General features: G+C 54.3%; 9 protein-coding genes and 1 other RNA gene. 4 read left to right on the forward strand and 6 right to left on the reverse strand.

What is annotated here, in order from left to right; all coding sequences use genetic code 11:
• Positions 1 to 79: 79 nt before the first annotated feature.
• Positions 80 to 1,159, reverse strand: a complete 1,080-nt coding sequence (locus JUK32_RS16475; protein ID WP_309224564.1) for an MBL fold metallo-hydrolase — start codon at positions 1,157 to 1,159, stop codon at positions 80 to 82.
• A gap of 464 nt (positions 1,160 to 1,623) precedes the next feature.
• Between JUK32_RS16475 and JUK32_RS16480 the strand changes: the two genes are divergently transcribed.
• Positions 1,624 to 3,369: a DUF3370 domain-containing protein gene (locus tag JUK32_RS16480; protein ID WP_204139958.1), complete on the forward strand. Its 1,746-nt coding sequence runs from the start codon at positions 1,624 to 1,626 to the stop codon at positions 3,367 to 3,369.
• 417 nt (positions 3,370 to 3,786) lie between these two features.
• Entirely contained in the window at positions 3,787 to 5,745 is a 1,959-nt protein-coding gene (locus tag JUK32_RS16485; protein ID WP_204139959.1) for an FAD-dependent oxidoreductase, read from the forward strand.
• Between the two features lie 201 nt (positions 5,746 to 5,946).
• On the opposite strand, the gene ppk2 is transcribed toward JUK32_RS16485, so the two are convergent.
• From ppk2 to JUK32_RS16500, 3 genes are all read right to left on the reverse strand, one after another.
• On the reverse strand, positions 5,947 to 6,969 hold the full coding sequence (gene ppk2, locus JUK32_RS16490; protein ID WP_204139960.1) for a polyphosphate kinase 2: 1,023 nt from the start codon (positions 6,967 to 6,969) through the stop codon (positions 5,947 to 5,949).
• Positions 6,970 to 7,267: 298 nt separating this feature from the next.
• Positions 7,268 to 7,612, reverse strand: coding sequence for a hypothetical protein (locus JUK32_RS16495; RefSeq protein WP_204139961.1), 345 nt, complete (start codon positions 7,610 to 7,612; stop codon positions 7,268 to 7,270).
• A 424-nt stretch (positions 7,613 to 8,036) separates the two neighbouring features.
• Positions 8,037 to 10,991, reverse strand: coding sequence for an adenylate/guanylate cyclase domain-containing protein (locus JUK32_RS16500; RefSeq protein ID WP_204139962.1), 2,955 nt, complete (start codon positions 10,989 to 10,991; stop codon positions 8,037 to 8,039).
• A 531-nt stretch (positions 10,992 to 11,522) separates the two neighbouring features.
• Between JUK32_RS16500 and purD the strand changes: the two genes are divergently transcribed.
• A complete protein-coding gene (gene purD / locus JUK32_RS16505) occupies positions 11,523 to 12,794 on the forward strand; it encodes a phosphoribosylamine--glycine ligase (protein WP_204139963.1) in 1,272 nt (423 codons plus the stop codon).
• Positions 12,795 to 13,754: 960 nt separating this feature from the next.
• Here purD and ssrA read toward each other — a convergent pair.
• Positions 13,755 to 14,145, reverse strand: a transfer-messenger RNA (tmRNA) gene (gene ssrA, locus JUK32_RS16510).
• A 377-nt stretch (positions 14,146 to 14,522) separates the two neighbouring features.
• On the opposite strand from ssrA, the gene JUK32_RS16515 reads away from it, so the two are divergent.
• Complete coding sequence (locus JUK32_RS16515) at positions 14,523 to 14,966, forward strand: hypothetical protein (protein ID WP_204139964.1); 444 nt, start codon at positions 14,523 to 14,525, stop codon at positions 14,964 to 14,966.
• A gap of 86 nt (positions 14,967 to 15,052) precedes the next feature.
• Here JUK32_RS16515 and JUK32_RS16520 read toward each other — a convergent pair whose 3' ends face one another.
• The gene (locus JUK32_RS16520) at positions 15,053 to 16,138 is read right to left on the reverse strand and encodes a glycosyl transferase (RefSeq protein ID WP_204139965.1); all 1,086 of its coding nucleotides are present in this window, start codon (positions 16,136 to 16,138) and stop codon (positions 15,053 to 15,055) included.
• Between the last annotated feature and the right edge of the window lie 14 nt (positions 16,139 to 16,152).

Below are 16,152 nucleotides of genomic sequence, written 5' to 3' on the forward strand. Positions count from 1 at the left end.
GTTCTCGAAAGTGACGACTTTCTCACGATGAGACTACCGATACTTTGCTCCCAAAACTTTTCTGCACCAGTGAGGGGGACTACCTTTCCACTGGCAAACCAGCGTGGTTCCACTCCAACATGCCGCCCCGCAGATTGGCCGTTTGCTCCAGCCCGGCCTTGCGGAGAATGACCGTTGCCTGTCCCGAGCGGCTACCAGACTGGCAAACCGAGACCACCGGCTTGTCTTGGGGAATTTGCGCGATCGCATCGCGCAGCGTGCCCAGAGGCATCAACTGGGCTCCGGCAATGTGACCCAAGCGATTGTTAAACTCATCGGCCTCTCGGACATCGATGACCGTGACCTCAGAGAGATGTTCGGCCACCCACTGCGGATCGATCTCACGCAGGCCACCGTAGGTTTGGCGCACCGGAGCCCAGTCAATCACTCCTGGTATTTGGCCATCTTCGGGGCGACCGCACCGACAATTGCCCGGAATCGCCACGTCAATCTTTTTCGGGTGGGGCAACCCCAGATTATCCATATAGCCGACAAAGTCTTTTTCGGTCGCCTGGCCGCCAATGCGCGAGTTGTACTGCTTTTCCTCCGTCACAGTGGAAGCGGTACGACCGCTGTAATCGTGCCCCGGATAGATGGTGCAGGTATCCGGCAGGGTAAAAATCTGTTCTTTGATGGAGTGGTACATCACCGACGCATTGCCCTGCTGAAAGTCGCAGCGTCCGGCCCCCCGGATCAGCACACAATCCCCGGTAAAGGCCATGGACTGATCATCTAAAACGTACGTGATGCAGCCGTCGGTATGGCCGGGGGTCGCCCGTACTGACAGCGATCGCCCGCCAAATTGAACCGTATCGCCATGATCCAGCCGTCGATCAGCACCCTCAATCATGTCGCCATAGCGTCCCGAGATCGCAATTTTGGACCCGAGGGACTGCTGCAACCGCCACGCGCCGGTGACATGGTCTGCATGGCAGTGGGTATCCAACGTGTACAGCAAGGTGAGCCCCAACTCTTCGATCAGCGCCCGATCGCGATCGTGCTGCTCAAAGACCGGATCAATCAACACGGCCTCCCGGCTTTGTGGATCCGCCAGGAGATAGGTGTAGGTCGAAGACGACGAGTCGAACAGTTGCCGAAAAATTAAGGCAGAGTAGTCCACAACAAACCTCACTTTTGATGAACGTATGACTATTTAGTAGTATAACGCCTGCTGTTCTGATTAAGGCAGCGATCGCAACCGCATTGTCGATTTGTCTGCCTTTTGTCTGTTATTGCCTCACCGTCAGGCGCATCTCCAATGGCTGCTCCCTCTACAGATGGCTGCTCCTTCCATATCGAAAATGATCATTGCTATTGGTGAGCTGCCTGGCTGGTAAGCGTTTGAGTCGTTAGCGAAGGGGCTGTCTTTCCGAGAAGATCGCGGTCTATTGTTCACAAAGCGTAACGGAATGATATTTTGGTAGCTGGCGCTATTTACATCCAGTGCTGAGGGCACATTAAAACGACATACCGAAGGATTGCGATCGCCTCTTCATCAACTGCATTACTGTTTGATCGTCAAATTTACGCTTCTACCGTGACCCATGTCGGTTGAGTGATTTTACCCCTTGTTACGATTCGCCTATGTTTACTGCACTTGCATGGCTTTCGCTGGCTCCCGCCGTTGTGAACGCCCCCCTGCCTCCACCCCCCACCCCGTTAGTGGCCGCTGTACCGGCGATCGAGGGGCCGGCGCTTCCTCGCATTCCTGACGAATTTACCCTGTATCATGAAGTCCGGCCCTTGCCAGGGCAGTTGAATAACGTGCCCGTCTTCAACAGCAACAGTCCAGAACTGGTGCAGCAAGATGGCATCCTGCTTTCCACCTTCCCCGGCGATGAGATGGCCAATGAAGCGGCTCACCTCGGTTTTGCCTTTGAAGGACGGTTTGACTTTTTTGCTCACCACATCGCCCGGGGCCTGGTGGCTGACGATCGCCGCACGTTATTTATTGGCGGCGTCATTTACAACCCCAACTCTGAGCCGGTGACGTTAACCATTGGGCAAGGGGTGAGTTATCTCAGTCAGGAAGCTCCTTTCTACAATCTGCCAGCTCTGCGGTTCAACCCCGATGGGTCGGTCTTTTCGGGGCCGGGCAGTCGCACCGTTGCCGACATCTTGCAGCAGCGCCGCCAATCCCAATGGCCCCGGCGGATTGTGATTCCACCCGAGCAGACCTATTTATTAGTCAACGCCCCGATTCCGCTGCGTCGCTTACCGTTCGCCGCTGATGCGACGTTGCCCCCCGGTTCTGTTTTGCCCGGTGCTACCAATAATTTTCAGGGCTATCCCGTGGCCTCGGTCGTGCCCCGTGCCGATGGACGACCGCTGCCTAGCAATGGGCGATCGCTGCTCTTGCATTTAGACAGCAGTGGTCCCGTGTATGCGGCCACACTCGCGATGTATGCACCGCGCACCGCCGAGGGTGAAGAACGCGCGCCTACCCTGCAAGAATGGTTACGCTTGCTGGTCAATGGTCGCCTCGCTGGTCCCCGCGATATTCCCCCCACCAATCCTGAAGAATATGCCAAAAGTGATGAAGATAGTCGCTTTTTCTATGGCCGAGTAGCTGGGGTTGCCCAGGGGGGCCAGTGGGAAGCCAGGGCTGTTGACGAGGGTGACGCGGACTCTCTGTCGATTCCCGATCCGGGCAATGCAATCTCGTATGTCATCAGCACGGTTGATTACAACACCTTTGGCACCAGCCAGATTCAAAGCGCCCCGATGTTGGCCCGCTATGCCGATACGGCCTATCGTGCCCATGGTAACTATGGGGTGCATTACAAAATTCGGATGCCCCTGCGCAACGATACCGATCGCCCCCAGCGCATTGCCCTCAGCCTGCAAACGCCACTGCAAGACGAAACTTTGAAGAATGGCCTGCGATTCTTGCGCAACCCACTGGATCGAATATTTTTTCGGGGGACCGTCCGCGTTCAATATGAAACTGACAACGGCCAACAGCAAACCCGCTATATCCACGTCGTCCAGCGCCAGGGCGAAGAAGGCGAACCTCTCTTGCGCTTGGCCTTGCCGCCCAACGCCCAGCGGGATGTCACCGTTGAACTGATTTATCCGCCTGATGCCACGCCCCCTCAAGTCTTGACATTGGAAACCCTAGGAAATGCTAGCGCTCGCACTGTGGCCCCCGCGCCCCTGGGCATAACTCCCAGCAGTGACGTGAATGAGTCGGGCTCCAGCCCGGTGTCTTCCCCGCCTGCCGGTGTTTCCACGGCCCCGTTGTTAGGGGAGGATTTTCCAGAGATGAACCCCGAAACAACCGCTGCTGATCTGATACCGACTAGCATGGATCAGTTCTTGGCGGACTGAGCCAGGCTAGGACACGTCTCCTCTCAGCGGGTTTTCCGGACGAGAGTCGTTGTGTCCAGCCGATGGTGATCGCTGCCGCCTCAGAGTCCGTTGCTCGACGAGTTTAGGCCGCACGGCAATAGCCCAACATTCAAATGGTTCTTTGGACGGCAACTTGTCATAGGGGGCGATCGCACGTTAGCCGTCATGCCTCCCTTTATTCATAAGGAAGGATCATCATCCAGAGCACCGGGATGGGCGAAATTGCTACCAAAAGGTGAGTGACTGTTGTTAAGATTTACCCCATGTGTTTAAGCAATTCCTAGAGGTGCCCCGTTTTAGCCATGGTTAGGCAACTGTCTAAGCCGCGCTGCCACGATCGCACTTGGCCTCTAGGGGCTTAGCCAAACACGTCTTTGTCTACTGATTGCGGAATACATGTCCTCACTCCCGGAACTTTCGTCTCTACAGGCGCTCTCCCGTCGTAGTGTGCTCAAACTGTTCGGATTTGGTACGTTGGCTGCTGGGGTCGGCTACTCTCGATTTAGCAAACCGCAACCCACGGTACATCATCAAGACACATTGGCCTTGCCCCGCCAGCCGGGGCGTGACCTCAAGGCGGTCGTCATTGGTGGAGGCTTGGCTGGGCTGGCGGCGGCTTATGAGCTGAGTCAACGGGGTGTCCGAGTGACCCTGCTAGAGCGATCGCCCCAACTCGGCGGCAAAATTGCTAGCTGGCCCATCCAGGTCGGCGACGAGCACTTCATGATGGAACATGGCTTTCACGGCTTCTTCCCGCAGTATTACAATCTGTTTGGCCTGGTGGAAGAGCTGCAAATTCGCCAGAACTTTAAGTTGCTAGACTATTATTCCGTTGTTTATAAAACCGGCTATCAGCCGGAAGTCTTTCGCCCCAGTCATTCCGCCTTTCCCTGGAATGTGGTGGATCTGGCGATCAACTCGCCCAACCGCTTGAAGTGGGGCATTAACCTGGTCAAGCTCAAGCATCTGGAAGTCTTTCGAGAAATTACCGGTTTCCGCACGCCCCAAAGTTTTGATCGCCTCGATCAAATCTCCGTCGCCGAGTGGGTCAAGGAAGACTTTCCCCAGGGGCTCTACGACCTGTATTTCTTGCCCTTTGCCAAGTCCAGCTTGAATGCGCCAGATGAGATGAGCGCTGGCGAACTCATGCAGTTCTTCCACTTCTATTTCTTTGGCAATCCCGAAGGACTCGCCTTTAACGGCACCTGCCAAGACATGGGCCGCAGTTTGGTCGATCCCATCGTGGCGGCCATTGAAGACAATGGCGGTCAGGTGATTACTGGGGCCACCGTGAGCCAACTCGACTGGCAAGATCAAAACATCAGCCAGGTCACTTATCACCAAGGCTCAGTGGCCGCGAATCCGGTGCCCTTTTGGGTCGATCGCAATCCCCTGCTGAGCACCGACGAGCTGGAATACTTTGGGGCGGGCGATCTCGTCTTCAGCCATCAACCTGGCAGCGTCGAAGCCCTTTCCCTCACCTGCACCCATCAGGGCTGCACGGTTCAAAAGACGGTGCAGGTCAGCACCGATGGCGGCTATGCCTGTCCCTGCCATGGCGCTGTATATGCCCAAGATGGCGAAGTGCTCGGTGGCCCCGCCCGTGAAAACTTAACCCGCTATCGAGTGGTTGATCGCCAGGGTGACCAAATTCGGCTTTTGGCGCAAACGCCGGCTACTGGGGGAGCCACGGATGCTACGTTGGCGGCCGATTACTTTGTGCTCGCCGCCGACATTCCCGGTATCAAGCACCTCATGTCGCTGTCGCAGGGCCAGGTCGAGCCGACGGTGGCCTATCAAGTGGATCAGCTGCAAGTCGCTGACCCCTTTGCGGTGGGGCGGTTCTGGTTTGATCGCGACTTTGACTGGGAGCACAGCTGGTTTACCTCCCTCTCCGGCTATCAGCTAACCGATAGCATTACGCTGTACCACCACATTCAAGAAGACTACATCGACTGGGCGGAGCGCACGGGCGGCAGTGTCGTCGAACTCCACGCCTACTGCTACAAGGAAAAAGAATTTCCCACCCAACAAGCCCTGCTCGACACCTTCCAGGCCGAGCTATTCGAGATCGTCCCCACCTTGCAAGACGCCACTCTGTTGCATAAGCAACTGGTGAATCAGAAAAACTTTGCAGGCTTCCCGCCGGGTAGCTATGGCGATCGCCCCGAAACCACCACCGCCGCGCCTAACCTGTTGTTCGCGGGCGATTGGGTCAAGATGCCCTTCCCCTGCGGCCTCATGGAACGAGCCGTGAGTAGTGGTCTGCTCGCTGCCAATGCCGTCTTGCAACAAGAAGGCGCGCAGCGTCGGCCTATCTTGTCTGTCAATCCAGAAGGCGTGCTCAAAATTTAGGCGCGACTACTTGCGGAACCGCTCTGTCCTGATCATCCCCCAACCCCCCTGTGCCCAGGACGGGAGAGGGGGAGTCGGCAAGCCTAGCCTGCGCTCTTCCTCGCCCATTTTGGGGAAAGGGCAGCTGAGAGGGGAAGCATCCTAATCAGTGTCTTAGGAACTTTGGACCCCGGGGCGAGTTGAGCGTTGCCGTGAACCATCCTAGTAAATGCGCGGCACAAAGAACTGCTCATTGATGGGGGGGCGAACATAATCGACGGGAGCGAGCTGGCGGGGCGGTAAATCAAACGGTTCCGGCGTCATATCGATGTAGGGAATTTTCGACAAAATATGACTAATGCAGTTTAAACGGGCGCGTTTTTTGTCGTCCGCATCCACCGTAAACCAAGGAGCCTCGGGAATGTTGGTGTGGGCAAACATCTCATCCTTCGCTTTGGAATATTCGACCCAGCGATCGCGGGACTGTAGATCCATCGGGCTCAGCTTCCACCGTCGAGCCGGATCCGTCAGCCGTGATTGAAAGCGCCGCTCTTGTTCGTCATCACTGACGGAAAACCAGTATTTCAGCAAAATAATGCCCGAACGCACCAGCATTTGCTCAAACTGAGGGCAAGTCTGCATGAACTCGCGATATTGCCGCTCGGTACAGAAACCCATCACATGTTCCACGCCAGCCCGGTTGTACCAACTCCGGTCAAGGCAAACAATCTCCCCAGCGGCGGGCAGATGGGCCACATAGCGTTGAAAATACCATTCAGTTTTTTCGCGATCGCTGGGCGTTCCCAATGCCACCACCCGGCAGCCTCGGGGATTAAGGGGATCCGTGATGCGTTTGATAGTGCCCCCTTTGCCCGCGGCGTCACGACCCTCAAAGATAATGACAATTCGCGCACCCGCATGTTTGACCCAGTACTGCATTTTGACGAGCTCTACCTGCAAGCGCGCCAGTTCTTTTTCATAAAATTTCTTTGGCAACTTAGAACTACCCTCGGACTCTTGCGGGTAATAAAAGACCCGCCGATCAGCGGCATCATCATCGTGCTTTTTGCCCTTGCCCTTATGTTTTTTATCTCGATGCTTGTCTTTGGCTGCCTGCTTCGCGGATTTCTTTTTGCCTTTCGTCTTTTTCGGTTGATCTGTACTCGGGGCAACCGTCTCCGGTGCCGGCTCATTCTGAACTGTAGCTTTAGCATCAGAATCTGGGTTGAGGCCGTTCTTTGTCATGGTATTTATTCAGACGAGCTTTCATTACTTGTAGATCATGACCAGGGCTGACTTCATCCATGATCCACAAATCGTAGGAGAAGCCCCACCCGGTGAATTCCTGGGCAGCCCTCTAGAGGGGAGATTGATGCCGGGTTAAAAGCTGACACGCTTGGCGGACAGGTAGCTCCGCCAGCCACTGTCGCCCAGTCCTTCAACCGTGAGAGGCATCCGGCTCCAAAAACCTCACCGTAGCAGAGTTAACTGATGCGCTCAGCTATCGATAGTTTGAGAGCATCAGCCGATGTCTTCAACGAGTTTATGAGTCGCCCAAAAGCTGTTCAAATTCGTTGCGCAGGTTAGCGAAATTGGCGATGCGACCCACAATTAAACTGGTTTCCTCAGCGTTTCTCAGTTCTTGTTTCCAACGTGACATGCGATCGCCATCCTGCATCCAAAAGTTAATCATTTGTGCGACCACGGCATCCCAATCCCAATCGGGTCGTCGCTCAATGGTTTCAGTGGCCTCAATGAAGCTATCAAGGGTGCATTTATAGCTGCCCAGATAGGCGCAGCCGCGATCGGGCGACTGCTCGACCTGCTGTTGATGGCGAAAAAAATCCCAAACCGTAGTGACGCCAATGATGTCAAAGTTGTATTTCATAAACTGAGCTCAGAATCTGGGCTGGGTAGTGCATTGTCCTGGCAGGACTAATGAGCACCGAAGAAAAAAGGCACGGAGAATCCCCGTGCCTGAACAATGTGTTTAGAGGTTGAGTCTGAAAGCGCATACAAAACAGAAGCCTGCTGTTAAGTTGCCGAGTCACAGTCGCCACCCCGGAAAGCCTTGCCACCACATCTGACGATGTTGAGACGCGAGGGCTCTCCTAAGTGGGGTGAGCTGACTAAAGTTAGTCATCATATTAGCGACTTCCACAGCTCAGACTGTTCACAATTAACCAGTCGCTTGGGAAGACAGTTCCCACTGAGAGAGGTGGGGCTACCGCTGCCGAATAATTCTGCATAATTCTGCGAGCAGACCGTAGGAGTAATCCAGGTGGCTGTCTATTCATTGAGCGAAATCGAGCCTAAGATTGGCGACCACGCAGCCAATAGGTCACCATTTCGCCTTTCCCCTTCACCTCGATCGCCCCACGTTTTTCGAGCACATACTGGTCTTTGAGCTGCTCGTAAACTGCTGCCGTGACCTGTACGCAATCAGCCTGTCCTTGCGATTCCATACGGCTCGACACGTTCACCGCATCGCCCCACAGGTCATAGGAGAACTTCTTGAGTCCGATGACGCCCGCCACCACTGGGCCAGTGTCAATACCAATGCGCAGACTAAACTTAGAGTCGTCTTGACGGCGAAACTGCGCGATCGCGGCCTGCATATCGAGGGCCATCTCGGCGATCGCCTGCGTGTGGTGGGGCAAGGCACTAGGCACGCCACCCACCACCATGTAGGCGTCCCCAATGGTTTTGATTTTCTCCAGCCGATGGCGCTCGGCCAAGTGGTCAAACGCGGAGAAGATTTCATTCAGCAGATCGACCAAATCGGTTGGCGGCAATGCCCCTGAGAGCTCAGTAAAGTTCACAATATCGGCAAATAGGATCGTGACTTCATCAAAGCGATAGGCGATCGAGCGACTGCTGCGTTTGAGTTGATCCGCGATCGAAGCCGGCAAAATATTCAACAACAAGCGTTCTGACCGCTCTTGTTCCACCCGTAGGGCTTCCTCAATTTCTTTCCGGTTGGTGATATCGGTCAAAAATCCTTCCACCACGGCGGGCGTTATATTCGGCCCAGAGACGGGAACGCCCTTTTCCAACACCCATTTTTCCTGTCCTTCTGCCGTGAGAATGCGGTAGGTCATTTGAAAGGGAGTGCCTTCTGGCAACGCCCGCTCAACTTCTCCGGTCACATAGCTGCGATCGTCGGGATGGATCAACTGTTCAAAGGGGAGGGCCTCGGCCCCGAGTAGATCGCTGGGGGCATAGCCAGTGAGGTCATAACAGCCATCACTCACAAATTCCAGGCTCCAAGTGGCATCGCAGTGGCGGCGATATGCCATACCCGCCAAGTTGCCCAGCAGCGTCGCCAAGGTGCGCTGGCTCTCGCGCAAGGCTTCTTGCGCTTGGCGACGCTGAGTAATATCCGCGATCGTCCCTTCGTAATACAGAATGTTGTCGCGACTGTCGCGCACCGCCCGCACATTTTCCGACACCCAGATAATCTGGCCGTCTGTCCGATATACCTGCGATTCAAACCCAAAGACGGCCCCCTGCTGATGCAGCCGCTGCAACATGATGCGACGGCGCTCTTCACTGACATAGAGGCGATCGATATTGGTCACTTGGCCCATCATCTCTGTGGGACTGGGATATCCATACATCCGTGATAAAGCCGGATTCACACTCAGATAGCAAGCGTCGGGGCTGGCTTGGAAGATGCCCTCAGCACTGTTTTCAAAAATGCTGCGGTATTTTTCCTCCGCTTTTTGTAAAGCCACGTCGGAGCGGCGCTTTTCCGTAATGTCACGCGCCACCCAGATCACCCGATTGTCGAGCATGGGGGAAATGATGGCGCTGTACCAAGCAGTATTGTCAAAATCATCTGAGGCCGCTTGACCACTGGCGTCATCCTGCTGCTGCCAGTCACCCACGGGTAGGCTGTATTCAATGCGCACGGGTTTGCGGGTATTGAGCGCCTGCTGAATGTGGCGCATAAACAGACTGGCCTGATACGGCGGCAACACATCGTAAACCGTCTGTCCGATGCGCTCTTTTTCCGGGCTGTAGAGCAGTTGCGAGTTGGTCGCCACCATGCTGAGATAGCGGCCATCGTTGTTAAACACAGTGATGATGTCGGTCATCGCGGCAAAGAGGGCTCGCAGTTCCGCCTCCGAAGCTCGCAGCGCTTCCTCGACCCGATGCCGTTCTCGAATTTCGGAGAGTAACCGCTGGTTTGACTCGGTTAAGGCGGCAGTGCGGCGCTCGACCCGGAGCTCTAGCTCTTCGTTAGCCCGCTGGAGCGCGGCTTCCACCTCTTTGCGCTGGGTAATATCCTCAACGGTGCCTTCGTAATACAGCAGGTGACCTTGATCGTCGTTAACCGCGCGGGCATTTTCGGAAATCCAAATAATGTTGCCGTTGCGCTGATAGATTTGCGACTCAAAGCCGGTTACTGCGCCATCACGTTGCAATGCCTGCACAAACTGTTGGCGGCGTTCTGGTTCGACATAGAGCTGTTGTTGAATGTTAGTCAACTCGCCCATCATGGTGTCGGCCGAGTCGTAGCCGTAAATCTGGGCCAGCGCTGGGTTGGCACTCAGGTAGTGGCCCTCCGGCGTCGTTTGGAAGATGCCTTCGACCGCGTGCTCAAAGATGTTCCGGTATTTGGCTTCGGCTTCCCGTAGGGCGGTTTCGGCGCGATCGCGCTCCGTAATGTCAATTCCGACCGTAAACGCCGCTTTGCCCTGGTTATACTTTTGCGCCACGATCAGAAATCGCCGCTGCTCACCTGCGACCTGGGCTGAGACCTCTCGGTAGGCATCAAGCTGGTGGCTTTGAAAAAAGTCCTGAACAAATAAGTTGAATTCGTTGCTGGTATGTAGAAACCCAATATCTTGGTTGATAAAGGCATCTACCGGCATGTTGAAGGTCTGCGCTAAATGATTGTTGACGCCCAGGTAGCGAAGGTCGTCACTAATCCACGACACAATGCCCGGCACGGCATCGAGGATGGCCTGAAGTTGGTCACGGGCAGTGCGCAAACTGCTCTCCGCTTGGCTCCGCTCGACTACTTCAGCGACCAGCGTGTCATTCGATTCTTTCAGCGCCGCCGTCTGGTTTTCAAACCGTTGGTTGAGGTCGGCGATCTTAGCGTGGGCGACGTCTAGTTCCTGGGAGCGATCGCGCAACTCCGCCTTGAGATCGGTAACCTCGCGTTTAAAGTTTAAAATTTCTTGCCGCAACGCTTCTTCGCCAGCGCTTTCAGCCGACTGAGATTGAGAGACGGCAGCTTGTTTTGATTGAGACAAGGGCGATCGCTCCGTCATAGCAGGGTTCCGATTCTTTTCCAACAGTCCAGTAAGTTTCTAGGGGATCTAGTCCTCACATCAGAGGAGGCAGACCCGACATCGCCAGCCCGAGTCCAGGCGGCGATGACCGTTAGTTACAGCTATTAATCACTCACAGGTGAGAGCGACTAAGTACTTCATCCACCATTTGCCCGGCGATTCCGGTTAATTTGCCAAATTAAATCGGGCCGGCCATGCCTTCAAAAACCATGCGCCAGGGTGGAAGCAGCAGAGATTTGCAAAAAATCTGTAGACATCGAGCAACGACATGGGAAGATGTCATCCTGAGTAGGGTCAATATTGCTGTAGATGCGTGGCGTTTGAGCGAAGGTTGTTGCAGAATTGGGAGGCTCTTGTCCCCATCATGGATGCTTTTAACTCGAATGGCTACCTTTTGGGCCACTAATCTGGTTACGTCCGCCTCAGCCCCCGATGCCTGAATGCAATTGGCCCCTCATCTCAGTCAGCTGTTGACAAAGGTCTCCGAATCTTGTGAAAGCGCTCGTACTTGGTAGTGGTGGCAGAGAGCACGCTCTCGCCTGGAAACTGTTAGCTTCGCCGCATATCGAAGAGGTGATGTGCATACCCGGCAATGGGGGAACGGCGACGCTGCCCGGGTGCCGCAATATGGGGCTGTCACTTAGTGATTTTGAAGGCATTGCCCGCGTGGCGCTGGTGAATAACCTCAGTCTGGTGGTCGTGGGGCCAGAGCAACCCCTCGCTGATGGCATCACTGATTATTTGCAGCAGCAAGGTTTAAAGGTATTTGGCCCTTCGCAAGCTGGGGCGCAAATTGAGGCCAGCAAAGCTTGGGCTAAAGACCTCATGATGGAGGCTGGCATCCCCACGGCGGCCTCTGAGGTGTTTACTGAGGTGGCCCCCGCGATCGCCTACCTAGAGCAGCAACCTCTGCCCATCGTCATCAAAGCTGATGGCCTCGCAGCGGGTAAAGGGGTCACCGTCGCTCCAACTCGCGATGAGGCGATCGCCGCGGTTCAAGCAGCTTTTGAAGGCAAGTTTGGCACTGCGGGCGATCGCGTGGTGATTGAAGCTTATTTGACCGGACAGGAAGCCTCAGTGCTAGCGGTCACCGATGGCGAAACCATCATTCCCCTCATGCCCGCGCAGGATCATAAGCAAATTGGCGAAGGCGATACGGGTCCCAATACTGGTGGCATGGGGGCCTATGCCCCGACCCCAGTGGTGACACCAGAGATTTTGGACATAATTCAAGAAAAAGTTTTAGAACCGGCGATCGCCGTACTCAAGCAACGGGGCATCGACTATCGAGGCGTGCTCTATGCGGGACTGATGATTTCGCCCACTGGCGACCCCTGTGTCATTGAATTTAATTGTCGGTTTGGCGATCCAGAAACGCAAGTCGTATTGCCGCTGCTAGAAACGCCCCTGGACGAAGTCTTGCTAGCCTGCGCTGAAAAGCGCCTCGCCGATTTGCCCCCGCTCCGCTGGAAACCGGCTTCGGCTGCTTGCGTGGTGGCAGCCGCCGCAGGCTACCCGGAGCAGTATGCGAAGGGCATGGTCATTACGGGCCTAGAAGCCGCTGCTGAGAACGGCGCGGTGGTCTTTCATGCCGGGACTCAGCTACACCAAGGCCAAGTCAAGGCGAACGGGGGGCGGGTGCTCAACGTGACGGCTCTCGGCGAAACCTTTGACGAAGCCCTAGCAACGGCCTATGCCGCGATCGCCGAAATCCAGTTTGAGTCGATGTACTATCGTCGCGACATCGGCTTCCGAATCCGCTAATTGCTCAGCTTCGTTAATCGCCGAGAACGATGCTCAGTAATGTGTGACGTAGTTCTAACTTGCCAATTCATCCATGCTTTGGGACGAACATCTGGCCCGTAAATCCCATCCGCACGCCAAACTGGGGACTCGCACGCCGCTGATTAGGAGTTCATCGGGCACGCTTCTAACAGTTCACCGTGTTCCAACCGAGTGGCGTCCCAACTCTTTGAGAGAGCTCGGGGTGAGATGCCCAGTGGCGGTTGTTTGAGAGGGCGAATACGGCAACGCCGCTGTCAGGATCCCCGAACTCCGTTGCCTTTGGATCCGGTACCCCAGACGTCACGTTAATCGCTCATTTCGAAAAGTGATTCTTTCCTGACATTTTGCTTTCTTTAAGAAAATCTCTGACGACAGAGTGATGCTTACTACCAGCGTATTTTCATCAGCCGCACCTTAATTTATTCGCTCAATAGCATTCACGAAAAATATTAAGTTTAAGCTGCGTAAAAACTGATTTTTATCTCAAGCTTTTGGGCTTGAGGAGGGCTGTTGGAATGTAAGTAAAAGATAGATTTATTCATAAATATCGATAAAAAAAGCCAGCGCTAGGCTGGCTCAGATCGATGGTTACAGTCAAGAATTGTAGTGCTCTTCCGGTTTATAGACTTTAACCCAGCAGTTTTCGAGATGTCTGAGACGCTGAGAATGCCAGAATTGATGAGGGTTCAACCTCAATTTGTAGTGAGGACTAAAAACTGGTTGATTAAGGTAGGCCCAAAGTGGAAATTTATGGGGATTATATTGAGATTTCATGGTGAGTGAGGACAAAAGTTTACAGTGGAGAGGAAGCCCAATCGCTGACGCATCGACCATCAATGTCAGTGCTGTATCTCACAGTATAAACATGCCCAAAAACTAGAGATTGCCTAACAAACCCTAGTTAAAAAAATATTCAATAAAGAACAATAAAGTTCATAGAAATGGAGCCGACGGGAGTCGAACCCGTGTCCGCTTCGAGTAGTAACATTCCATTCGTTCACAGACTTAGCCTCTCTAACCCTCAAGGCGGGAACCGCTAATTATCCCTAGCGGTGGGATGCTCTAGTGGGGTCTTAGCCTTAAGTGCTACCAGAGGAACACTTGAGGAGCATCCGTTGGGGTTAAGTCCGCAATCCTTAACGGAGTCAGATCGCAGACGCTCGCTAACGTGAGTTAGTTTTTAAGCAGCAACAGGTGCAGCTTTACGAGCAAAAGGAACGATGTTGTTCGCAGTTACGTTTGTTTTGAGCCTGGATTAACGAGAGTAGACTCCCTCTCGGTCTGAATCACAGAATGACTTTCGTCAAAACGTCGAAACCGTTACGGCCCCTAGTTACTAGATTTATTGTAACGCATTCATCTCTGAATCAAGGTGTGGGTTCCCCATCTGGCCGCTCATGTCCGGGTTGTCTGGTCCTGCGCGGTTTGCTGGGCTGTGAACACGGTAAGTCGGCTGATTGGGCGATCGCGATCGTGACCGTTATCAGACCCATAATCTTTCATGAACTTAATTGTGTCCATTTTTACTATAATATTTACTTAATGATTGCTAATTATTTCTGGCCTGGCAGGTTCCCCCTACAGAGTTCAGAGGCATTGGCACGAGTTACGCCTAATCCAGAGCTGATACGGGCAGGGGGTGAGTCTGTCTTAAGTTAGCTCTTTCAAGGGCAGACTATGTTACGCCAAGCAGTAAGAGGTTGACCCATGACCAGCCAAAACGGCACTACCAACGAACAAGAGGCGACTCCAAAAGCATCCAGCAGCACTAAGTCCACCACGACTAAGTCTTCTTCTTCCCGTCGCCCAGCCAAGAGCACCTTGGTAAAAGCTGACGAGAAGGAGACTGAGGAAGTGGTGTTTGTCCTCGATGACATGACGCGGATCACGCCGACTGAATATCTGCCCAATCACCGACCCATTGCTCTGAGTGAGTTTCATGTGGTTGGGAGTCTCGATATGGCCGGAGATCGTCCGATTATGTCTACGGAATTTGAAGTCGCGACTACCGATCTGTTGCCGGGACATCGTCCGGTCGCAGTGAGCACACTCCCAATCTCTGACTTACAGTTTTTGCCGGGGAATCGACCGATCGCCCCTAACGATATTGTCGATCCGACTCCGGCAGTCCTTATGGGCTACTTAGACTGATAGAGGTACAGCGAGTTCGCTAGCGAGCTTGGTGTCGTAATTCCCCGTAATTTTGTGAAGGACGTTGAGATTTATTTCAACGTCCTTTATTGATGACTGCCCAAAAAGTCTGCGATCGCGCCCGCAATCTCGGCATTGCCAGTTTTGCTGATCGGTTGATCGCTTAACGGCGCTGCGGGGGTTGCCCGCAAAAAGTCCCAGGTGCCTTCAGCTAATTCTTGAGGCGACATGACTTGGTGATAGCTGTGATGTTTCATCGCTTCCACTAAGACTGGGCCTTCGGCGAAGTTGTCGCGGGTGACGGTGACAATCGGCAAGTCTAATCGGCAAGCTTCAGCGAAGGTACTGAAGCCCGGTTTGGACACCACGCGGCCACAAAAGGGCATGAAATCGACGGGCCGCAAAGTGTGATCATTGACTTTGCGCAAATTTGGCAGCGCAGGAGCCGCTCGATCAAAGGTGATGAACTGCCAGTCAGGAAAGTGGGCCAGATTTTTGTACGGGATGCCAGCGATTCCCAGGCCGCCAAAGGTTAGGAGAATGGTCTTCTCTTGCGGTGCGGTGAGTTGAAAGCGCGATCGCGCCTCGGTGGCACTCAGGCGGGGCTCTCCCCCGGTGAGGCCGACGTCGGTGATGTGCGGAAAGGCACTCATCGGTTCATGAAAAGGCAGGCGAAAGAGGCGATCGCACTGGGCAAAGCAGTCGGCGATCCAGTCGGCCAGATCGATAAACTCGCCGCCCCAAGGACGATAGATAAAGTCCCAGCCAAAGTTACTCATCATCCAGCAGGGAATGTTGGCCGCTTTGGCGGCGATCGCCATCAGTGGCGGAATATCCCCGAGGACTAGATCGACTCCGGCGGATTGCAGAAATGTGGCTTCTTGATCCACTAATTCTGCCTGGCGATCGCGAATGTTTTTGAGTGCCGCTAGGGTGCCCGCTTTGTCCATCGTGAGGCTATCTTGCTGGAGCACGCCAATATCCACCGCGACCTCACGTAACTGGTAGACCCCCTCAAAATAGCTCGATAACAGCCAACTTGGGGCCTTGGTCGCCAGAATCACATGAACATCGGGACAGAGCTGCTTCACTGTGGCGGCTACCGCCGTTGCGCGAGTGGCATGTCCAAAGCCATGATTGCTGATGGCGACATACAGCGTTTTGGGGGACATGCCATCTCCTTGAG

This window comes from Halomicronema sp. CCY15110, assembly GCF_016888165.1.
Classification (GTDB): Bacteria; Cyanobacteriota; Cyanobacteriia; order Phormidesmidales; family Phormidesmidaceae; genus Halomicronema.